Genomic DNA, 22,166 nt, shown 5'->3' with positions numbered 1-22,166 from the left:
TGTTTCGAAAAATGTAGCGGCAATCCTTTACGGTTGCCGAGAATGAACGATTTGTTTGGGAGTGAAACCTTTGGACGACGAACGGTAACCGCAAGGGTTACCGCTACTACAAAGGATTATAATTTGTTTCTAAAAATGTAGCGGCAATCCTTTACGGTTGCCGAGAATGAACGATTTGTTTGTGAGTAAAACCTTTGGACGACGAACGGTAACCGCAAGGGTTATAATTTGTTTCTAAAAATGTAGCGGCAATCCTTTACGGTTGCCGAGAATGAACGATTTGTTTGGGAGTGAAACCTTTGGACGACGAACGGTAACCGCAAGGATTGTAATTTGTTTCGAAAAATGTAGCGGTAATCCTTTACGGTTGCCGAGAATGAACGATTTGTTTGGGAGTGAAACCTTTGGACGACGAACGGTAACCGCAAGGGTTACCGCTACTACAAAGGGTTATAATTTGTTTCGAAAAATGTAGCGGCAATCCTTTACGCTTGCCGAGAATGAACGATTTGTTTGGGAATTAAACCTTTGGACGACGAACGGTAACCGCAAGGGTTACCGCTACTACAAGGGTTATAATTTGTTTCGAAAAATGTAGCGGCAATCCTTTACGGTTGCCGAGAATGTACGATTTGTTTGTGTGTGAAACCTTTGGACGACGAACGGTAACCGCAAGGGTTACCGCTACTACAAAGGATTATAATTTGTTTCTAAAAGTGTAGCGGCAATCCTTTACGGTTGCCGAGAACGATTTGTTTGTGAATTAAACCTTTGGACGACGAACGGTAACCGCAAGGGTTACCGCTACTACAAAGGATTATAATTTGTTTCGAAAAATGTAGCGGCAATCCTTTACGGTTGCCGAGAATGAACGATTTGTTTGTGAGTAAAACCTTTGGACGACGAACGGTAACCGCAAGGGTTACCGCTACTACAAAGGATTATAATTTGTTTCGAAAAATGTAGCGGCAATCCTTTACGGTTGCCGAGAACGATTTTTTTGTGAATTAAACCTTTGGACGACGAACGGTTGCCGAAAATGAACACAATATTTTTACACTTAATCCTATGCCAAACAAAAAATCAAGACATTCCATTCGCTACAAAAACCACGACTATTCTGCTGGTGGTTCATATTTTATCACGATTTGTTCAATCAATCGTGAAAATATTTTTGGCGAAATTGTAAATCAAGAAATGAATCTCTCCTACTTAGGTTCAATTATTGAAAAAGAATGGTTAAATATTCCAAATCGTTTTTCTTCCGTTGTGATAGATACATTTCAAATTATGCCCAATCATCTTCATGCAATTATTCATATTGAAAATAGTGAGATTAATAAAGATGAAGCGATTCTAAAATCCCCCAAACATACTCTTTTAGGAAATATTATCGGTAGCTTTAAATCGCTAGTCTTCTACAGCTATTATAAACATCTAAAAGACAATCATTTAATACAACAACAGTCTGCAAAAGTTTGGCAAAGAAATTATTGGGAACATATTATTCGTTTTGAAAATGAATTACATAAATGCCAACAATACATCATTACAAATCCCCAAAGATGGAGTGAAGATGCTGATAACTTAGAAAAGTTATTGTTAAGAATGGAAGAAAAAAAAAGTCCTTAATATTTTTGCAAAAGTTCATCTGTCCACAGACTTCATTTTGATAAATAAGCAAAACATTCGTTCACAAAGACACTGACAACGGCTGGAACAAGTTAAAAACGAATATAAAGTCGTTCTACAAATCATTTAATTTTCAGGGAATAGGGTAAAAAAAGGCATTTTTAGCCTTATGTTTACGATACTCTCAAATGAAATGATTTATGAAATACTATCTATTCTTAGCTTGCTTCTTCCTATTTTCTATTCAGGTTACTGCCCAGATAAAACCTGTTGTCAAAAACTTACATTATCAACCTTTTCAGGGAAACGGATTTGTTTGTGTTAATCCAAAACAAAAATTCAATCGAGCTTTGTATGGAGGCAATTCTGCTTTTAGAGTAGAAGCTGGCGATTTCCCAGAGTTTGCTTTGTATTTGCCCGGCATGGGTGGAAACTGTAAAATCGGTTTATTGAATGGCGCAAAAAGCAAATGGTTGTCGGAAGCACAGAAAATCCAAACAGTGTATCAAGATGGAGCAATGTACTACAAAATTCAAGATGAATTATTGGGCGATGCCATGTTGATACTGAAAGTAACAGCCGCTTACACACATGAAGCCATGCTAATTGAATACCATTATGAAGGAAATATGCCCAAACAAACCCAAATATTAGCATTGTTTGGTGGAATTACGGCTAAGAAATTTTCAAGAGATGGTGATATTGGTGCTGACCCAGAAAGTAATTTTTACCTAAAAGCTGAAAATTGTAGCAACAATAAAATCAAGCTCTCGAAAAATACTTTTCAAATTCAATATCAACCTAAAGATTCTACGCAAGTAGTTTCAGGTCTTTTCCCTAATACTTATACTTTAGCCATTACAGAGGCTAAGGCTCAACAATCGCCTTTGTCTGTCAAAAATTTTGCTGATAAAATCACCAATCCATGTTTGATGAGTATTGGCGATTTACAAAAGACGGAGCAATTTATCTTGATTCAAAAAGGAAATAGTGCTGATATTACTTACGCAGAAATCCCTTCTTTTAAAAAGCAAAATGAAGTATTGCGTCAGAAAATCGTCAATACCATTCAAATTAAAACACCTGATACTTTATTGAATCCGATGGGACAAGCTTTAAGTTTAGCTGCCGATGCTATATGGGATAGTCCAACTTATATGCACGGAGCTGTTGCTTGGCGAATGCGTTTGCCTGCTTGGCGTGGACCTTATATTGCTGATGTACTTGGTCAACATGATAGAGCAAAAACGCATTTTACAGCTTATTCAAAATCTCAGGTTGGTGATGAATTTCCTTTAACACATTCTTCTCCAGATACTGCCATGCACTTGGCTCGTCAAATTGAGAAAATTGGAAAAGGTATTTTTACAGAAGGATATATTTGTAGAAATCCGAACGGAGATATTCGTGCGCATCATTATGACATGAATTTGGTTTATATCGACCAATTGCTAAATCACTTCAATTGGACTGGCGACACTACTTATCTTCGTGAAATGTGGGCAACCATTGAAAAACACTTGGCTTGGGAAAAACATAATTTTGATGCTGATAACGACGGACTTTACGATGCTTATTGCTGTATTTGGGCAAGTGATGCTTTGCAATATAGTGGCGGTGGCGTTACTCATGCTACGGCTTATAATTATCGGGCTTTTCGTTCGGCAGCTTTCTTGGCTAAATTATTAGGCAAAAATGAGACACCTTATGAAGATGAAGCTAACAAGATTTATAAAGCTTTGCAAGAAAAATTATGGCTAGATGAAACAGGTTGTTTTGCTGAATACAAAGATGCTTTGGGTTTACAATTAACGCATCCTTCGGCAGGACTTTGGACAATCTATCATGCTATCGACGCACAAGCGGCTTCGCCAAAACAACAATATCTTATGACAAAATATGTTGAAAATAACATTCCGCATATTCCTTTCAGCATTCCAGCACTCAAACAAGATTTCTATCAACTCAGCACAACCAATTGGCAACCTTATACTTGGAGTATCAATAATGTAGCTTTGAGCGAAAACCTCCATACTTCATTAGCTTGTTGGCAAGCAGGAAATAAGAAATTAGCTTACGAAATTTGGCGAAATACACTCATCGAAAGTCTTTATACTTCTGCTTCTCCGGGTGGTTTTGAACAATTATCAAGTTTAGATGCCATCAGAGGTGAACTGTATAGAGATTTTGCAGATGGAATCGGTATGGCTGGCAGAAGTTTGGTAGAAGGATTATTTGGAATCAGACCACAATTATTAGAAAGTAAAATACTTATTCAACCGGGTTTCCCGAATGAATGGGCTTATGCAAACCTTAAAACAAGTGATATTGAGTTTAATTTTAAGAAAAATACAAAGCTTTATGAATATGAAATAAAAACCTCTTGGCAGAAAAACGCTGAAATCATCCTCAATATTCCAGCAGAATATACAAAAGTAAAATCGGTTTTGGTGAATGGTAAACCAACAAAATTCACTTGGAAAACTAACGGAAATGATGAGCCAATCCTTGAAATTAGCACGCAAAAAGGTAAAAGCTTTTTGGTGAAAGTACTGTTTGAAGGAGATAAAATCAATCCTAAAACAAATAATTCCTTAAAAGAAAAAGTTGAAATTGTTCAGCAAAAACTACAAAACATTACTGAAAATCAAGTATTTAAAACCATTGATTTAAGTAATGCTTTCAACGATAAAGTTACTCGTATTTTTAAAAATAAGTATTTATCGCCACGCCCGCAAAGTGCTACTTTACAATTACCTATTCAAGGAATTGGTAATTGGTGTTATCCTTTAGTAGATGCCAATATTGACGATTCAGGACTTCGTCAAAAAGCAAAGCAACAAAATGGTCTCATTCATTATCAGCAAATTCCATTTGCTACTCCTGCTGATAGTAGCCAAGTAAATATTGCCTTTACGAGTAAATGGGATAATTTCCCTGATACTTTGCTGATTCTTCCCAAACAAAAAGTTCAAGGTAAAAATATTCATTTATTAATGGCTGGGACAACAAACCCAATGCAAAGCCAAATGGTCAATGGAAAAATTGTGATTCGATACGAAAATGGGGAACAAACTACTTTTGAATTACATAATCCAAACAATTGGTGGCCAATCGAGCAAGATTATTTTTATGATGGAAAAGCTTTTCAATACAATCAGTCAGCACGACCAACTCGTTTGTTATTAAAATCAGGCGAATTTATGAAACAATATCCCAAACATACAAGTATCAAAGGCTTTAGTAATATGGCTATTGATGGTGGAGCGGCTAATGTTTATCAATTCCCTATTCTTTCAAAACCAATCAAATCTATCCAAGTAATTTCACTTTGTAATGATGTAATTATTGGCTTGATGGCAGCTACTATTGAAGAATAATTGAGCTACAGATTGGCGATAAAGAAAACTCTTTATCGCCAATCTTTCATTTCCTCCTCAATATCTTCTACCAGAAAATGATTGATTGGCACTTTTGCATCTTTTAGCAAATAAATACTTGTTTGATATTCTCTGGCAAAATGATTTTCAATTTTTCCTGTTAAAGTAACTGATTGAAAAAGTGGTCTTTCTTTTTCACGATTTTTATCATCATCATCCGAATCCTCTATCAAGATGATGTTTTTAATTACTGTTTTATCAAGTGGCGGAAACCAATTGATATAATCAGCATTAGTAGTAACAGCTCCGATATTTGGATATTTTGAATAATAGTTGATAGCTCCTGCTTGTCCGTAATTATCACAAAGTACTAATGTATGTTCTTTGTCTGTGATGCCTGCATAAACGCTATCTACTTTTTGTGCCAACTCTTTCCAACCCAACATATCGGCAAAGTCTTGTGGAATGGTATGGTCTTTGCCATCTTCCCATCTTAACAAATCAAACTTTTTGTATAGCTCAGTTCTCTGTTGAATTTCTGTTGGATTATAATTCGGAAAAGCAATTTTCATCATCGGTAAAAACAGAACGATAATCAGTAAAATCGCTAGGGGACGAAGGTAAATTGTCCAGCCTTCTTTCAAGATACTTTCCAGATAAACCGAACCGAATGCTAATAAAATCGGATACAAACCAATAGCATAATAGGCTTTTGCTTGTAAATACACGAAAATGGAAAGAGAAAATACAAAAGCCCAAAAGAAAAAACGATACTCCTTAAAAGCTTTATACTTGAAAAATGAAATGAATGAAGCGATTAATACAAAGAAAGACGATAAGAAAAAGAGTATTTGTTCTTTCAGAAAATCTGTCCTTTTTACATTCACTAATTGATATTTTTTGAGTAATGCCATGTGATGAATCACAGGAAAATTGTTTTCGTATTGCCAAATTAGATTCGGAAGTATCAACAAAAACGTTCCCAAAATAGTCCAATATAAATGTGGATTTTTGAATACTTTTCGCTGTAGACTTATCAGTAAAGCAGGTAATAATCCTACCAATAAAAAGACAATATTATACTTATTCAAAAAGCCAAAAGCGAAAGTAACTCCTGCTATCCACAACCATTTATTTTGTTGTGTTTTGAAGTATTTCAAGATGGAGAAATACAAAAATGTCCAACAAAGTATATCTAAAGAATTGGGTTGGAAAAGGGTATTTATCCGTAAAATTACAGACAGCGTAATGGCAGTTGCTCCTAAAATCAAAGCAAAAATTCCTCCATTGAGTACTTCGATGGCTTTCCAAACGATAATCATGGTTAATACACCAAAAAGTGTTGGGAAAAACTTCACCCAAAATATGCCATTCCCTAACAAGAGAATAATATAAGAAAACCAAGAAGTAACGGGCGGAACAGATAAATATCCCCAAGCTAAATGACGAGCTTGGTCGAGATGTAAGTATTCGTCTCGATGTAAATCATAACCAGCATCAATTAATGTTGATTGTAAGACAAACTTAAAGATGATGAAGCAACAAAGTATTAAAGATTTCTTAAACATAGTCTTTTAGGAAGAGAGGTTATCATTTTTTGAGCAATATATTAAATGTTGTTCATAATGAAAATTGAAGTGGCAATCTTCGTCATAGTTTCTTGAATATTTTATCTATTTTTACAAAAACTGATTTTGAGACTTTAGAAAGATTGTGTGAAAATCAAGAAAGTTTAAACAGCTTTATGATTAAAATTATTTCAATCATTCATAACTTACTAAATCACTCATTAAGTAAAAAACATGATTTCAAAAACACAACAAACGACCAACGAAATCAAGAATTTTGTCTTGAGTTCTTACTTCGGTGATGGACTCAGGATTACTTTTGGTGCATTAGTACCCAGTTTAATTTTATCTCAGTTTGGTTTATTACAAATAGGCATTACGGTTTCTTTGGGTGCTTTATGTGCTAGTATTCCCGATACGCCCGGACCAATTACCCATCGTCGTAATGCGATGTTGGTTACAACCTTAGTTGTTTCTATCGTTTCTTTGTTAACTGGCTTTGCCAATGCGTCTGTTTATCTTCTTGGCATTTTAATTCTTGTCTTCAGTTTTCTGTTTTCAATGCTTTACGTGTATGGCAACCGTATTGCTTCAATCGGCACGGCAGCTTTATTGGTAATGACTTTAGGAATTGGTGATATTCGCTCTTTTTCCGAAATTTTACTCTATACACTTTATATCATTGCGGGTGGTTTATGGTATTCTGCCCTCAGTATTTCTTTGTATGAAATCATGCCTTATCGTTTAGCACAACAGTCTTTGGGCGATTGTGTGATTGAAGTTGCTCATTTCATGCGAATCAAAGCGGGGTTTTATAAAGAAGGAATGGATTACGATAAAAACTATAAAAAACTGCTAGAATGCCAAGTATTGGTCAATGAAAAACAAAATGCCGTTCGTGATTTACTCTTTAAAAGTAGGGAAATTGTCCGTGAATCAACACAACAAGGACGTTTCTTAGTCATCGTTTTTGTAGATGTGATGGATTTGTTCGAACAAATCATGTCAACTTTTTATAGTTACCAGACTTTACATAAACAATTTGATGAAATAGGAATTTTAAAACAGTTTGAAACAGTTTTATTGCAATTATCCGACCAGCTTGAAGAAGTTGGCTATGCGTTGAAGGCAGATACTAAACCTCAACTTTCGTTAAGATTACCTCGTGAGATTAGAGATTTAAAACTTGAAATTGAAGCCTTAGAAAGAGGAGAATACGGTACTAATTTCAAAGAAAGTGGCGTACAAGCTTTGAAGAATATTGAAGTAAATGTTGAGAATATCTTTCATAGAATCAAAAAAATCAACGGACATTTTAAAGATAGAAAAGCTAGAAAATTGACTAAAAGTCAAACACAATCTGCTTACTTTATCTCTCATGAAGAATATGAATTCAGTTTATTCAGAGAGAATCTTGCCTTAAAGTCAGAGATTTTTCGTCATGCCATCAGAGTATCGGTTGTGATGTTGATAGGTTTTATCATTGCTCAATCTTATAATTTCTTACATAGTAACTGGATTTTGTTGACCATCATGGTAATCATGAAACCCGCTTTTAGTTTGACAAAAGAAAGAAATTATCACCGTTTGATTGGAACAATTATCGGGGCAATCGTCGGCATGAGTATTCTCTCTTGGGTTGAAGACGGTAAAGCTCTTTTTGCTATTTTATTGATTTGTATGTTGGGTGCTTACAGTTTCCAAAGAAAAAATTATGTAGTCAGCGTATTGTTTATGACGCCCTTTATTTTGATACTCTATGATTTTTTAGGAATGGGAAGTAGAGCCATTTTTATAGAAAGAGTATATGATACCATTATCGGTGGAAGTATCGCTTTTATTGCCAGTCACGTTTTTCTACCAAGTTGGGAACATCAAAAACTCAAAACAGTTTTGGTTGAAATGATAGAAGTAAATTTGGCATACTATCACCAAGTTTCAACTTATTATTTCGGACAACAATATGATAAGATTCCCTATAAAATTATCCGTAAAGAAGTATATGTTCGCAGTGCCAATTTAGCTTCGGCATTCCAAAGAATGTTCTCTGAACCTAAAAGCAAACAGCTCAGCATCAAAGAAATCCACAAGTTTTCGGTATTAAATCATTTGATGTCTTCTTATGTAGCAACATTGGCATTGTATGTTATGGAACACAGAGAAGAAATTCCTGCGATTGAAGGTTTGAAAGAAATTGCTTCCAACAGCGAAAAGCTTTTGAATGAAGCCATGATGACCTTAATTAAAGATGAGAATGTTGCGGAAAATGATTTAAAAATACTTCCACTTAAACATGTTTTTAAAGAAGATGACGACGCTCTTCTCATCGCCGAACAATTCATCGATCTTCAAAAAGTAGCCTTTGATATTTACAAAATTTCAGAGAAGATTAAGGTTTAAGTCATTATCTCCTGTTGACAAAATGCCTTACTCCTTCATGAGTTTAAGCATCCCCTTTTTCTTTCCTAAAACCCTTTAATAAAAATATTTTCAAGGGTAAAAATATTTTTATCTACCCTACAAAATAATTTTTCAGGGGTGAAAATGTTTTTTTCTATCCTACAAATATTTTTTTCAAGGGTGAAAATGTTTTTTTCTACCTTACAAATATTTTTTTCAAGGGTGAAAATGTTTTTTTCTACCTTACAAATATTTTTTTCAAGGGTGAAAAATTGCAAAAAACAGATAGCTAATCTTCATTTAAGCTTGTAGAGGTTTAATGAAGGTAAATTGCTATTTCAAATCAATTTCATGGCGAGTTTCATAAGCTGAACCAATTTCGCAGAGTCTATCCATGATTTCGGCAAAGAGCTTGAACAGTATTTTTAATTGTGCTAAATCTTTGATGATACCCACTACTTCTAAATATAATTCATCAACGCCTTCAGGGAAATGTTGTCCAAAATAACCTTCATCATCTTTAACTTTTACTTGAAATTGAGATAAACTAGACAATGCCAGAAAATCATTTTTGATGGCTTCATCCTTGAACAATGCTTTTATTTTATCAGGATTCTTACTTTTTAGCACAAAAGTATCGTCAAAGATTTTATCTTCTATTTCAATATCTTCCATGCCAAAGTATTTCCCGATTGTTGCAAAAAAGCCTTCCTTGAAAATCTCAAACCTAAAATCATCTTTGTTTACATAAGCACAACGCATTCTGGTATAAGGTATCGTGCTTTTACCTGTAGAACGATGAAAGACATCCAGTACGATTGTCCAATTTTTATGTTCCAGTACTACCTTAGAATCATCTACCAGAAAACTCTTTTTCATGATAAATTGTGCATTGATTTCTTGTTCTAATTGTACCCAGATTTCTTCCTTACTTGGTCCGAAAATATTTCTTAATAATCCCATTTTATGTTGTATTTGGTGGAAATGAAAAAACTTCGTGAAAATGAACATTTTTCACGAAGTTTTTCTCATAAATATGATAAATCTTGCCTCTGTAGTCTCTCTAAAATAAACGCAGTTCTGTTTGGAAAGAAAGTCTGTTGTATTTTAGTATTTTAAATACAACATTCATAACTCATAATTAAAAACTCATAACTATTAAGCTTCCTGTGGATATTTCAATCCTATCTGACTTCTGATTTCGCACATCAATTCCATCAATTCTAAACTAAATTGTAAAGGAAGTCTATCATTTTCAATTCTTCCTTCTGTTAAACAACGTTGTACATCAATGGCTTCATAACTGTATCCATAGCCATTTCTTTCTGTTTGAAATACTTGTGGTGCTTCGCCCGCTAATTTCAATGTAAAGCTAAAGGTTTCATGGAAACGACCAGAAATAAAAATCTTTCCCTTAGTACCATAAATCGTACAAGTAGTATCTGTTTCAGCCGCTAAAGTTGAAAATAAAGAAGCCGTAGCACCATTCGGAAAAGCTAAAGCTACCGAACAATTCATATCAACACCCGTTGGTGCAAAAGTAGCCACTGCCTTTACTTCCGAAGGTTTGCCCAATAGCAACTTGGTGATAAATAAAGGATAAATACCAATATCGTATAAAGAGCCACCCGTAAGTGCTGGATTAAACAGACGAGCATTTTCATCATAATGTGCCAAGAAACCAAAATCTGCTACAATATGCTTGATTTCACCAATTGTACCCGCTTTAATAATCTCTTCAACTTGATTGATGGCAGGATGAAATCTTGACCAGATAGCTTCCATCAAGAAAAGATTTTTTTCTTGAGATTTTGTAATCATTTCCTGAACCATTTGTGTATTGATGGCAAAAGCTTTTTCACACAAAACAGGTATTCCCGCTTCCAAACACATTAAAGTATTTTCATGATGTTGTGCATGAGGCGTAGCGATATAAACCACATCAATTAAACCACTTTTTAGCATTTCTTCATAACTACCAAAAGCATGAGGAGTATTGTATTTTGCTCCAAAAGCTTTGGCTTTGTCTAAATCACGAGAAGCAACAGCGTGCAAAGTAGCATTAGGAACATAAGTGACTAAATCATCCGCAAATTTCTCGGCTATTTTTCCACAACCGATAATTCCCCAACGAAAAGTATAATTCTGAGCAACTGAATCCATTGAATAATAGTATTAAAAGGTTTGATTGATTATGATTTTGCTTGGAAAGGTAATGTTAGCATTAAAAGATAAATCCTTCGCTAATATCGTATTGGATAACAAAAAATAAAGTCTTTGAATTTTAATCATTCAAAGACTTTAAGGCAATAACTATTTATTTTTTCATGACTTCAATCAAGGCTTCTACTTGCTCAACATTCACTGCTGCGAAATTGGCAATGCGTAGTTGAGAAGCTTTAAAGTCGCCATAACCTGAACCCAATATAAAATTAGCTTCGGCTTGTACTTGCTTAATAATATCTGCGGCTGACCTTCCAACAACATTTACTACCACAACTGTTTGTGAGCGATGGTCTGGATTTTTAACGAAAATCTCTAAATAATCAGATTTTTCAGCAAAGCCATAGAGTAATTTAGCTTTCTTTTCAGTCTCTTTTCTGATGGTTTCGATACCGATTTTATTCATGTCTTCGGCTACTTTACCTAACACATAAATTGCCATCACGTTTGGTGTTTCTGGCGTTTCGAATTTCTCGAAATTTTTGAATAAAGAAGGCAAATTATGATAAGTACCGATTTGATTTTCATGTGTTTTCATACGGTTCGCTTTTTCCAACATTGCTGGATTAGCAATCCAACAACCTAAACCTGCTGGCATTCCGAATGACTTTTGTACAGAAAAGAAAGCAGTATCAATTGTATTGAAATCTAAATCTGGATACGGAGCAGAAGAAACCATGTCAACCGCCAAAAATTTATCTTTATTGGCACGTTTTAATTTATGAATCTCAGCAGGACGCATTTGTACACCCGAAGAAGTTTCGTTAGCAGTAGTACAAATTAATTCTGCATATTCAGGAACAGTGATTTCTGCATAATCAAAACCTTCGCCAAAAGGTTTTTCGTACTTATGAGCGTACTTGTTCAGTTCTTTAGAGAAATCGAAAAACTTCTTTGAAAACGAGCCATTGACCAAGTGAAAGCTTTCGTGTTCGACGGTATTTTGGATAATACGTTCCCAAATTTCAGTAGCTGAACCTGTAAAGAAAATTCCGTTTGACTCAGGAATATCCATCAAAATACGCAATTGCTCAACTGTATGTTGATAAATACTACGAAACTGAGCAGAACGATGTGAGATTGAGCCCAATTGAAGCTCAAAAGCATCTTTATAATGTTGTTCTACAGTAGGGAATAATTCGGCTGGGCCGGGGGTGAAGTATGTTTTACGCATGTATGGTTAAATCTTTAATCTTGTTCAGTAAATTATTGACATCAGCAAATTGCCTTCTTAACTCATTAATATCAAGTTGCTCTATCAAAAGATAAGAGTTTTTCAATTTTCCGTATTTTACTTTTTTTATCTTTCTTCCTTTTTCATATTGAAAAAATTCCTGTAAAAGTGAATTTAGTACTTTATCTGGCTTTTCGATACTTTCGGGTTTTATGTCTTGAATTAACGAAAACTCAGACATTGGACTTTCAATGATTCTTTCATATTGCTGAAAAGTACGCTCAATAGCCTCTGGTTGAGAAAGTATCCATCCTTCCATCGCTTGAATCATAAAAAATACAGACTCCTTGTACTCTTCAAGTTCATATTGTTTGATTCGTGTATCTCTTTGGCTTTCTTCTCCATCCAAATCCAAAAGAGCTAAAGTATTTGTGTTTACTTTTTTTTCAGATTTGATTGCTTTTAAAACACTGGTATAAGAAGCTTTTGTATCAATTTCAATGCTTATGTTATCAGTATTGTCTAAACCAGTAGATAATAATTGATGAAAACTCTCTCGGAGTTTTTCACTATTATCAAATGTATCAGCATTGGCATTACTATTAGGATGAACGCCACCTTCTAATAAAATACTTACCTCTACCATCGTTTTCCTCCAATTTGACCTCTTAACCACATTTGTCCAGCTAAAAACTCTCCTTCCCATTCTGGAAAATCTTCTTCTGAAACCTTTTTTACAATCGTTTCATTTGCTTCATTTTTCTCAAAAATCATCAAATCTTCTAATTCAAAAGCATTTAATAATAAAGGCGAATGTGTAGCAATAATCATTTGTGTACCGTTTTCTGCTGCATACTTAATACCTCTGGCAATGCCATTAATCATATCTGGGTGTAAACCCATTTCGGGTTCATCAAGACAAACCACAGTTCCTCTTTTCGGATTATAAAAGATTGAAAGCAACAGCAAATATCTCAAAGTTCCATCCGAAATATGTTCAATAGTAATGGCTCTGTCTAAATTTTTCTCTTTTAACGAAAGTAAGCTTTTTCCAGCAATTGGGGTAGTAAAAACAAGTTCTCTAAAATTAGGATTTATCTTTTTAAACTCTTCTACAAGTTTATCAAAAGCTTTTACTGAATTTCCGTTCAAATAGCTTAATAAAGCTGTCAGATTTTTGCCGTCACTTAAAAGGTTTTCTTCCGAATAATAAGGCGATAATTGACGAATTGAGCTTTCAAAAGACGTATCGAAATAATCATAGATTTCTATTTTTTGCAATATTTCCTCAGTAAATTCGATAGCGTTATCACTTATAATTACGTCATAAGAGCTTCCAATTTTTTTGATCATAAAATCAATATGGAAATCATTTTCAACGAAATCGTTAATTAAGTTCTTGACAACATTTATATCAAATTCATAACGTAAGTGAATTGTAGAAGCATCGGGATGTATAAAATTACAAGCCCCAGAAAAGCCCCCCCATTTTTGCAGAAATAACTTTTCAAATTCACCTGCAGTCAAATAAGCCTTCAACAAACGTAGCACCTTAATGAAATTTGATTTTCCTGTTCCGTTGATTCCTACAAGAACATTGGTATCAGCATTCAATTCGATGGTTTGTTCAGTGCCAAAGCTAAAGAAATTTTGAATCGTTATTTTCTTAATCATGCTTTATTGATGGGTATAAATAATTTGTGCCACTTCCGTGGCACAAATATAAGCTGTTTTCAGAATCTTAATACAACATTCTAAACTTAATCGTATTATCAATTCCTTTTAATTCTTGGATGATTTCGTCGGCATATTCTTTCGAAATATCTGTAATTACATAACCAATTTCGGTTGTAGTTTTCAAATATTGTCCTTGAATATTAACGTTGTATTTGGCAAAAATGTTATTGATTTTCGCCAAAATTCCCGGTACGTTTTGGTGAATATGCAATAAACGGTGTGCGTTTTCTAAAGCTGGTAATTGCAATTCTGGGAAGTTTACAGAACCGTAAGTACTTCCGTTGTTCATGAATTGCAATAATTTACTTGGTACAAATTCACCGATATTTGCTTGAGCTTCTTCGGTTGAACCTCCCACGTGTGGCGTCAAAATGACTCTTGGTAAACCACGCAATTCATTAATAAATGCTTCGTCGTTAGTTTTTGGTTCATAAGGGAATACATCCACAGCAGCTCCCCAAACTTTTCCAGATTTCAAGGCATTTACTAAAGCAGGAATTTCAACTACATGTCCACGAGAAAGATTAATGAAAATCACATTATCTTTCATCATTTCAAATTCTTTCTCGCCGATGATATTCGCATTGGTTTTACGACCATCTACGTGCATTGAAATAAAATCTGAAATATTTAAAAGCTCTTCTAAAGTCTTACATTTTTTAGCATTTCCCAAAGCTAATTTATCAACTGCATCATAGAAATACACTTGCATACCCATCGCTTCTGCAATGACAGAAAGTTGAGTACCAATACTTCCATAACCTACCAAACCTAATTTTTTACCTCTGATTTCGTAAGAGTTTTTAGCCGATTTATCCCAAACACCTTCGTGCATTTTATTTGATTTTGTCAATAAATCACGAGTAAGGATAATCATTTCGCCAATTGCCATTTCAACAACTGAACGAGTATTTGAATATGGAGCATTGAAAACGGCGATACCACGACGTTCGCATTCATCCAAATTAATTTGGTTTGTTCCAATACAGAACGCACCTACCGTCATCAAACGGCTAGCATTTGGGTGTTCTAATACTCTTTTAGTTAAGTTTGTTTTAGAACGTAAACCTAAAATTGAAACGCCTTTAATTTTCTCGATTAACTCATCTTCATCCAAAGCACCTTTTAATAATTCTACTTGAAAACCTTCTAATTTGAAAGCCTCAACAGCTTTCGGGTGAACGTTTTCTAATAAAAGTACTTTGATTTTAGATTTTGGATATGACTGAGAACGAGTCAAGCCATTGATGTATAAAAATTCATCAAAAGATGCCACCACTTCATCCGCTTTATCAGTTACTTTTTGGCGTTCTACGTTTTCTGTGAAAGCGAAAAATTTAGATGCCAAACCAGCTTCACGCATTTCGTAGTCGGTGTAGCCATCGCCGATGGCATAAACTTCGCCTTCAAATTTCAAATCTTCTAACAACTTTACTTTACCTTTATCTTGCGACAACAAATTCGTAGTATCATAACCCGTAATATTTCCTTCAGCATCGTAAGTGAAAGTATTAGCATATACATTTTCAGCTAAAATACCGATTTGAGTAGCTACAGGAACGATAAAATCTTTGAAACCAGATGAAACAATGTAAATATTTGCAGCATTTTCACGAATGAAAGTTTCGTTTCTAAGAAATGAATTAGAGATTTTCCCTTTCAAAAATTCAATCAAAGTAGCTACGTGGTCGCTATTTGCGGGCAAAAGATCTACTCTAGCTTTCAAGGATTCTGCGAAACCGATTTCTCCAGCCATTCCTTTATCGGTAATCGCTTTGATTTCTCCTACAATTTTCTCTTGGTCTTTATGACCAGTCAACGCAATTGCAGCTAATTCGTCTAATCCTTCAACTTTTGTGAAGGTACTGTCAAAATCAATGACGTAATTTATTTTTTGAGATTTGTTAGTTAACATTTATTTTTTTGAAATTTTTAGAAGAGATTCCTAAACCAATATTCATCTGTTTTAAATTATTATTGGCATTTTCATCTGATTTCTAAATTATTAATTATCTTATTTTTTGCTGTTTTGTTTGAGTTGTTTCTAATTTCGCAGTGAACAAATATCTATTAAACGTGAGAAGCAGAGCATAATAAATGAAACTTGTTTATTCTACCATTGTAGCCTTTCTTATTAATTTCAATACTTCTGTTAATGTTGGCTCTTCTGACTCTTGTACGTTTTCTTCATTCTCTACGTGTTTATGATGTGGGAAAGTGGGAAATTGTCGATGATGAGGGGCATTGTCCCAACGAATTTTTAACTCGTAGTTTTCATTCATCCATTGAAAGGAATATTTCCGTTTATTGAGGTCAAATACAAAAATCTCTGTGATTTCTAAAATAGAAGTATCAGCCATTTTTAGTCTTACTCTAAACTCCATTATTCGGTTGTCTTGGCGTTGAGTAAGAATCTGTATTTCTTCAATAATATCGTCAAAACTACTGATTGTTAATAAAATTTCATTCATAAACTCAAAGCGACTAAGTCTCTTTTATAAGCTTCAATAACATCCAGTGAGGTTTCCCAAATTATACTATCATCTTCTTTTTCTGTAATACTATGATTTTTTATGGAGGAAAAATTATCACAAAAATCAACGAAATTCAAGGCATATTTTTGTTCAAAAAAATCTATTCTACTTTGGTAATAGGCTATTTTTTGTTGCAAAATATTTTTTGCCTGTTCTTTTGCAAATACGTCAACGCTGGCATACCCCCAACCTTGAACGGTTTGACTTAATGTCTCAAATCCTGTTTGTGTTGCCATTGTTTTCTTGTTTTTTAACTCATAACCCACTCTAAAGCTCTTTTTTCAGACCATAAAACTCCTTCGTAATCATTTTGGTAAAATCCACAATGTCCACCATTTTCAGGAGCCTGGAAAAATACTTTTTCTAAAGAATTTACTTTCTCAAAAGGGAAACATGCCTTTGATAAAAAAGGGTCATTCTGAGCATTAATAATTAATGTTGGAATCTGGACTTTGTCCAAGAAGTATAAGGAACTATTACGTTCGTAATAGTCTTCTGCGTCTTGGAAACCATGTAGTTGTGAAGTGTAACAATCATCGAAATCCTTTAAAGTCTTGATTTTCGAGATGTTTGAAGTTTGTATTTGCTCTGGAAAAAGCTTTGCTTTCGCCAGAATTTTCTTTTTCAAGGAATCATTAAATCGTTTGGTGTAAAGCCATCCGATTGTCTGACTACTGCTTGAGAGGTGCAAAGGTACAGAAAATGTAACTGCTTTTTTGATTTTTGAAGACAGTTTTTCTGATTGTTCGCCTAAATATTTCAAGGTAAGATTTCCTCCTAAACTAAAACCAACTAAATATATTTGTTGATAATCTTTTGAAATAGCATGTTTTACAACTAAATCAAGGTCGTCTGTAGCACCACTATGATAAAATCTAGTAGTTCTGTTCAATTCTCCTGAACAACTTCTGAAATTCCAAGCCAAGCAATCAAAACCATTTTTGGTAAAAATTTGCACCATTCCCATCATATATTGTCTTGACGAATCGCCTTCTAAACCATGTGATAAAATGACAAGTTTTTTATTATCCTTATCTATTTCAGGATTAGCTTTTGCCCAATCCAAATCCAAGAAATCGTTGTCGGGAGTAATAATTCTTTCACGCAGATAGTTTACAGTTTTAATTTTACGAAAAACTGAAGGAAAAATAGTCTGAGAATGACCATTCGGTAGCCAAAAAGGAGCTTGATAATCAGCGTGTTTAATAATTGGCATAAATTTCAAAATTATCCATTGAAATTACATTGAATCTTTGAAAGGTTTAACAATAATAGCTAAAATAAATATTTATTCATGGAATAATTATAAAAAACAAGAATCTCCTTTTCCAAAATTTTAAATAATTTTGAAAGAGGAGATTCTTGTTTTGTTCTCTGAGCAAAATTTACATTCCAACCTTTGGCAATACTGGCAAACTCTCGTTACCATCTTCACCTACTGCCTGAACTGCAAAAAAGTAATGGTCTTTAGAATAAGGTAAATTGATTCCATTTTTAGTCGTAAAGATTTTCTTTTGCCAGAAAGGCTGATACGTTTCACGAATCAACACATAATAACCTTTTACTTTACCAGATTTAGGCGTTTGCCAGAAAAGCGTTGTTGAATTTGTTAAGTTTTTAGTGTCAATCGTTAAATTCTGAACTGTTGCTGGTGCTTTAGCTAAATTTGAAAGTGTTGCTAAATTCATGGCAGTATTTTTTCTCAAGTATTCAAAATCCATAAATTCAGGAAAATCTCCATATTTAATTCCTTTTTCAGTGCGTAAATCTTGATGTTGATGTTCAAAATTCTCGTTCATTTCGGTTACTCTTACAGCTGCAAAACCACGATTTACAAATGGAGTATGGTCGCCTCCACGCAAAAATCTATCATTTCGATACACCATCACAACTTCCAGATTATCAACATAGCGTTCGCCAACTTCTTTGGCATATCGAGCCAACTGACGAGCTTTCCCGTCGTTTTCTTGTCCTAAACTACGAATACTCCCTGCTTTTTTATCCAATTCAAAAGCGGGTAAACCTTCACTAAAGATTCTAACACGAGTATTATCAATGATACGAGTATCATGACTATTATTTGAACCCACAATATCATTATTCATAATGGCTTCGATATTCCATTTTTCATCTAAAGCTTTTTGTGCTAAATAATCAGCACCCAAAAGCCCTTGTTCTTCACCACTTACTACCAAGAAAATAATGGTTGCAGAAAATTTGGCTTTAGCCATTACTCTTGCCAATTCAATGACTGTGGCTGTTCCTGAACCATCATCATTTGCTCCAGGTGCATCCGATTCTCTATTCATCACATTCGATACTCGGCTGTCAATATGTCCAGAAACTAAAAATATTCTATCATCATTTGGGTCAGTACCTTTCAAAATACCCATAACATTGCCCATATCTTGGTCTTTGTCAACTCGTTTTCCATCTGGTTTCAATATCCAAGAATCAATTTTGGCTGTCATTCTACCTTCGGATTGTTTGGCAAATTCTTGAAAACGACTCAAAACCCAATTTCTAGCCGCACCAATTCCTCTTTTAGGTTCAGTTGTTGTACTTAGCGTGTGACGAGTACCAAAACTTACTAATTTATTGATGTGCGATTTTAAACTATCAGCATTTACTTCAGAAACCAATTGTTCGATGATGGGATCACGCTGAATAATTTTCTGAGCGGAGACTTGAAAACTAATGAGTGTTAATAAAATAAAAGTAGCCTTTTTCATATTGATGAAAATTTGATTTTAGTGTTCGATGAAGTTTGAAGTTACAAATTATGCTCGACAAAAATCTATTCTCAGAAAGAGTTTTCGCTGAGAAGATGACTTTTTTGGCTCAAAACTGATACGTTAAGCCCATAAAAAAAGCCTCCGCTTGTGGCGAAGGCTTCTGAAATGATGAATTTTACTAATATTTATAAAGCGTTTTAATCTTGAACAAATGCGTATTATTAGTATAAGTTCTAAAGCTTTTTTCAAACTCTGTCGGATAGCCGTTGGCATCGTACTTGTATTCAAATTTATAAGCAATGTTGGATGGAATACTTCCCGAAAATACTTTGTCTTGCTTAATGTTATTGTTTTTTGAGAGATTCGTCAAAAACAAACTATATAAATTCATTTGTGCATAAGGGTTGATATTTGAGTCGTATTCATACTTCCCACTTTCTTCGCCAGAAGTACCCGTTGCGATGTCTTCAATAATATTCCCATTTTTATACTTGATAGTATAATCCATTTTATTGCCATTATCGAAAGAATATTCGGCAATGATATTTTCTACATCGTTTATTATTGCGTATTTAAAAGTAGCATTAACGGTTTGCCCGTATTTTGTTTCTTTGATTGTTGCTACTTTTCCATTAGCATTATAAGTAAGTATTGAAGTCCCAAACGATTTGTTTTCAGCATCAAAGTATTCTACTTTATTGAGCAAACCTGCCTCATAACTATAAACCATTTTGAAAGAAAACTTCAAGATATTTGTCGAGTTTTCTGCTTGAAAATAGTCTATTTGTTTCACCAAGCCGTTTTCGTTATACAAATAATTAACTTTAGAATAAGGTCTTGTTACTCCACCAGCTTCCATAAAGCTTTCTTCAGCACTTAATTGTTTTTGGTTACTTTTTCCACCAAAATTAATCACATCTCCTTCTTTGATTTGCTCTTTTGTAAAAGTCAATTGTTCAGTAATTCCCCATTTCTGAAATTTAAACTGGAATTTCTGATGTGTTTTTACCAAATACACTTTGTTGTTGCTTGCGTTAATACTTATTTCTTTTTCGTGAGCAACATTGTTTTTATCCCAAGAAATAACCGTGATATTGGTCGAAGTATTATCGTAAACGATGCTTCCAACTTCCATTTTCACGTTGATACTTACCGCAAAAACACTGTCGGATGGAACATTTGTATTCGGATTGGAATTGTCTTCTGGTTTTGTAAGAGCGTCTAGCTCGTTTTTTTGACAGGAACTAAAAATCAGGGCAAATGCTAAAATTGCCATTAATAGAAATGAAAACTTCTTCATGATAGATTTTGAAAGATTAAGAGGATAAACATTTAAAAGTAATCCATTGGTTGAAAAATAATCGCTTCTTGTTCTGGAGAGAACAAGGTAATTTCAACTATAGACGATAATCTTTGGGGAAAGGTTGGAAGAGGAGACGTTTTTTTCTGTTATTAGTCAATCAAAATTGATGAATTATTTTTTGTAAACGTAGTAAGCTTCTCGCACAATGTCTTTGATAATGACATCAAGACGGTTGGCTTCTTCGCCTATTTGTTCCAAAAAGGCATTGCGTTCATCTTCTGTTATTTGATAGTCCTTATCTAATAACATTTTGCTAAAGCCTAAAATATTAGCGAGCGGACCTCTCACTAAATGAGATTGTTCCCATGCAATTTTTTTGAGAAGTGTTACTTGTTCACTGCTTTTAATTTCAGCTTTTCTCATTTCATCAATATTAGTGGCATTGAAAGTAACACCAATAATTTTTGAATGTGTATCATATACCGGAAAAAACCTGAATTTAAACCAAATCATTTGGTCATTGAGAGACAATGCTGTTTCCTTGATGGTAATTTTCCCTTCGAGTGCATCATTAAAAGAGTGGTAAAAATATTCTTGAGTACTTGGTAGGATAAAAGGTTTAAAATCCTCTCCTACTTTCAGTTGTTTGTGATGGTATTTCAAAATATCTTCTTCAGCAGATTTATTGAAATTGACAATTTTAAGGTCTGGACTAATGAAAATATTGGTATCAGTTGAACTATCCAGAATGGCTAATAATTTACTTTCTGAACTTTCAAGTTCATCAATCGTTTTGAGGAGTTCTTTTTCGATGGGCTGATAAACATAAATTACTTTGGCAGCAATGATAAAAACAGAGAGAAAAGCTAACAGGATCTCTATGATAATGACAAACTGCTGTTCTTTCTCTACTTCATCTTCAAGCGTTTTCAGAACTTGATTCATTTGATTCAGAAAATCTGTTTGATTCTGGCTGATTACTCGAAGACTCGTTAAATCAATTTTCAATTTAGTTTTCAGATGCTGTCTAATAAAGTCAATTTTTTCAGAAAGCCCCAATAGAATAAGCCTTGCTTGCTCATTTTCGATGGGATTAATCCCTAAAGACTTATTCCCATTCAGTAATGAAAAATGTATTGTTTCCCAATCTTTATATGTTTTCTCTAGTTGTTCATGGGCTAATTCTGCGTTCAGTAATTTTATAAATTCTAGGTTTAATTGTTGGCTTAATACGATTTGTTGAACTGACAGTTTGATTATTTTTATGCTTTCATGCTTTTTATTTAACCAAAATTGAATAAATAGTTGATTGACTGTCAACACCAAAACAGCTAACAATACTCCTACAACGTATTTATTTTTAAGTTTATATTTCATGAATTCAATTATAAACGCTTATGTGTTAGGCTTTCAGGTAGCTAAAAATCATTTATAATTTCTTCTAATTGACAAAAAGAATCAAAACTTTAGACAGTAAAGT

16 protein-coding genes are annotated in these 22,166 nt (G+C 33.9%); 3 read left to right on the top strand and 13 right to left on the bottom strand.

Annotated features, from left to right (window positions below):
* The first annotated feature begins 1,068 nt into the window (after positions 1 to 1,068).
* Together VB776_RS03305 and VB776_RS03300 are read left to right on the top strand one after the other, a co-directional pair.
* On the top strand, positions 1,069 to 1,632 hold the full coding sequence (locus tag VB776_RS03305; protein ID WP_323326002.1) for a transposase: 564 nt from the start codon (positions 1,069 to 1,071) through the stop codon (positions 1,630 to 1,632).
* 200 nt (positions 1,633 to 1,832) lie between these two features.
* Entirely contained in the window at positions 1,833 to 5,012 is a 3,180-nt protein-coding gene (locus tag VB776_RS03300; RefSeq protein ID WP_323326000.1) for a DUF4450 domain-containing protein, read from the top strand.
* A gap of 32 nt (positions 5,013 to 5,044) precedes the next feature.
* Here VB776_RS03300 and VB776_RS03295 read toward each other — a convergent pair whose 3' ends face one another.
* On the bottom strand, positions 5,045 to 6,580 hold the full coding sequence (locus tag VB776_RS03295) for a glycosyltransferase family 39 protein (RefSeq protein ID WP_323325998.1): 1,536 nt from the start codon (positions 6,578 to 6,580) through the stop codon (positions 5,045 to 5,047).
* A gap of 234 nt (positions 6,581 to 6,814) precedes the next feature.
* Between VB776_RS03295 and VB776_RS03290 the strand changes: the two genes are divergently transcribed.
* Positions 6,815 to 8,980, top strand: coding sequence for an FUSC family protein (locus VB776_RS03290; RefSeq protein ID WP_323325995.1), 2,166 nt, complete (start codon positions 6,815 to 6,817; stop codon positions 8,978 to 8,980).
* Between the two features lie 333 nt (positions 8,981 to 9,313).
* On the opposite strand, the gene VB776_RS03285 is transcribed toward VB776_RS03290, so the two are convergent.
* The 12 genes from VB776_RS03285 to VB776_RS03230 all read right to left on the bottom strand — a co-directional run bounded on the left by VB776_RS03285 (position 9,314) and on the right by VB776_RS03230 (position 22,063).
* Complete coding sequence (locus VB776_RS03285) at positions 9,314 to 9,943, bottom strand: DUF3137 domain-containing protein (RefSeq protein WP_323325993.1); 630 nt, start codon at positions 9,941 to 9,943, stop codon at positions 9,314 to 9,316.
* A 195-nt stretch (positions 9,944 to 10,138) separates the two neighbouring features.
* Positions 10,139 to 11,143 carry a Gfo/Idh/MocA family protein gene (locus VB776_RS03280; protein WP_323325990.1) on the bottom strand — a complete coding sequence of 335 codons (1,005 nt, stop codon included), beginning with the start codon at positions 11,141 to 11,143 and terminating at the stop codon, positions 10,139 to 10,141.
* 154 nt (positions 11,144 to 11,297) lie between these two features.
* The gene (locus VB776_RS03275) at positions 11,298 to 12,377 is read right to left on the bottom strand and encodes an aminotransferase class V-fold PLP-dependent enzyme (RefSeq protein WP_323325988.1); all 1,080 of its coding nucleotides are present in this window, start codon (positions 12,375 to 12,377) and stop codon (positions 11,298 to 11,300) included.
* Positions 12,370 to 13,023: a DUF4276 family protein gene (locus VB776_RS03270; protein WP_323325986.1), complete on the bottom strand. Its 654-nt coding sequence runs from the start codon at positions 13,021 to 13,023 to the stop codon at positions 12,370 to 12,372. The genes VB776_RS03275 and VB776_RS03270 overlap by 8 nt, the downstream gene beginning before the upstream one ends.
* Positions 13,017 to 14,051, bottom strand: coding sequence for an AAA family ATPase (locus VB776_RS03265; protein ID WP_323325984.1), 1,035 nt, complete (start codon positions 14,049 to 14,051; stop codon positions 13,017 to 13,019). Before VB776_RS03265 ends, VB776_RS03270 begins: the two co-directional genes overlap by 7 nt.
* A gap of 67 nt (positions 14,052 to 14,118) precedes the next feature.
* Positions 14,119 to 16,029, bottom strand: coding sequence for a phosphoglycerate dehydrogenase (gene serA / locus VB776_RS03260; protein WP_323325982.1), 1,911 nt, complete (start codon positions 16,027 to 16,029; stop codon positions 14,119 to 14,121).
* A gap of 193 nt (positions 16,030 to 16,222) precedes the next feature.
* Positions 16,223 to 16,585: a toxin-antitoxin system TumE family protein gene (locus tag VB776_RS03255; RefSeq protein ID WP_323325980.1), complete on the bottom strand. Its 363-nt coding sequence runs from the start codon at positions 16,583 to 16,585 to the stop codon at positions 16,223 to 16,225.
* Positions 16,582 to 16,884: a hypothetical protein gene (locus tag VB776_RS03250; protein WP_323325978.1), complete on the bottom strand. Its 303-nt coding sequence runs from the start codon at positions 16,882 to 16,884 to the stop codon at positions 16,582 to 16,584. The genes VB776_RS03255 and VB776_RS03250 overlap by 4 nt, the downstream gene beginning before the upstream one ends.
* Before the next feature lie 14 nt (positions 16,885 to 16,898).
* Entirely contained in the window at positions 16,899 to 17,864 is a 966-nt protein-coding gene (locus tag VB776_RS03245; protein WP_323325976.1) for a YheT family hydrolase, read from the bottom strand.
* Positions 17,865 to 18,033: 169 nt separating this feature from the next.
* Positions 18,034 to 19,380 (bottom strand): M20/M25/M40 family metallo-hydrolase, encoded by a 1,347-nt coding sequence (locus VB776_RS03240; RefSeq protein ID WP_323325974.1) that lies wholly within the window; start codon positions 19,378 to 19,380, stop codon positions 18,034 to 18,036.
* Positions 19,381 to 19,561: 181 nt separating this feature from the next.
* Complete coding sequence (locus tag VB776_RS03235; RefSeq protein WP_323325972.1) at positions 19,562 to 20,683, bottom strand: hypothetical protein; 1,122 nt, start codon at positions 20,681 to 20,683, stop codon at positions 19,562 to 19,564.
* Between the two features lie 174 nt (positions 20,684 to 20,857).
* The gene (locus VB776_RS03230; RefSeq protein ID WP_323325970.1) at positions 20,858 to 22,063 is read right to left on the bottom strand and encodes a PAS domain S-box protein; all 1,206 of its coding nucleotides are present in this window, start codon (positions 22,061 to 22,063) and stop codon (positions 20,858 to 20,860) included.
* Positions 22,064 to 22,166: the final 103 nt, after the last annotated feature.

The organism is Arcicella gelida (assembly GCF_034931025.1).
In the GTDB taxonomy this organism is placed as follows: domain Bacteria; phylum Bacteroidota; class Bacteroidia; order Cytophagales; family Spirosomataceae; genus Arcicella; species Arcicella gelida.
This window is presented reverse-complemented; position numbering and strand designations above follow the sequence as displayed.

What these genes read in the sequence shown, in the direction of transcription:
- VB776_RS03240 (WP_323325974.1), bottom strand. Translation starts at nt 19,380, where the DNA reads ATGAAAAAGGCTACTTTTATTTTATTAACACTCATTAGTTTTCAAGTC.
- VB776_RS03290 (WP_323325995.1), top strand. Translation starts at nt 6,815, where the DNA reads ATGATTTCAAAAACACAACAAACGACCAACGAAATCAAGAATTTTGTC.
- VB776_RS03280 (WP_323325990.1), bottom strand. Translation starts at nt 11,143, where the DNA reads ATGGATTCAGTTGCTCAGAATTATACTTTTCGTTGGGGAATTATCGGT.
- VB776_RS03300 (WP_323326000.1), top strand. Translation starts at nt 1,833, where the DNA reads ATGAAATACTATCTATTCTTAGCTTGCTTCTTCCTATTTTCTATTCAG.
- VB776_RS03230 (WP_323325970.1), bottom strand. Translation starts at nt 22,063, where the DNA reads ATGAAATATAAACTTAAAAATAAATACGTTGTAGGAGTATTGTTAGCT.
- serA (WP_323325982.1), bottom strand. Translation starts at nt 16,029, where the DNA reads ATGTTAACTAACAAATCTCAAAAAATAAATTACGTCATTGATTTTGAC.
- VB776_RS03285 (WP_323325993.1), bottom strand. Translation starts at nt 9,943, where the DNA reads ATGGGATTATTAAGAAATATTTTCGGACCAAGTAAGGAAGAAATCTGG.
- VB776_RS03265 (WP_323325984.1), bottom strand. Translation starts at nt 14,051, where the DNA reads ATGATTAAGAAAATAACGATTCAAAATTTCTTTAGCTTTGGCACTGAA.
- VB776_RS03245 (WP_323325976.1), bottom strand. Translation starts at nt 17,864, where the DNA reads ATGCCAATTATTAAACACGCTGATTATCAAGCTCCTTTTTGGCTACCG.
- VB776_RS03270 (WP_323325986.1), bottom strand. Translation starts at nt 13,023, where the DNA reads ATGGTAGAGGTAAGTATTTTATTAGAAGGTGGCGTTCATCCTAATAGT.
- VB776_RS03275 (WP_323325988.1), bottom strand. Translation starts at nt 12,377, where the DNA reads ATGCGTAAAACATACTTCACCCCCGGCCCAGCCGAATTATTCCCTACT.
- VB776_RS03235 (WP_323325972.1), bottom strand. Translation starts at nt 20,683, where the DNA reads ATGAAGAAGTTTTCATTTCTATTAATGGCAATTTTAGCATTTGCCCTG.
- VB776_RS03250 (WP_323325978.1), bottom strand. Translation starts at nt 16,884, where the DNA reads ATGGCAACACAAACAGGATTTGAGACATTAAGTCAAACCGTTCAAGGT.
- VB776_RS03295 (WP_323325998.1), bottom strand. Translation starts at nt 6,580, where the DNA reads ATGTTTAAGAAATCTTTAATACTTTGTTGCTTCATCATCTTTAAGTTT.
- VB776_RS03305 (WP_323326002.1), top strand. Translation starts at nt 1,069, where the DNA reads ATGCCAAACAAAAAATCAAGACATTCCATTCGCTACAAAAACCACGAC.
- VB776_RS03255 (WP_323325980.1), bottom strand. Translation starts at nt 16,585, where the DNA reads ATGAATGAAATTTTATTAACAATCAGTAGTTTTGACGATATTATTGAA.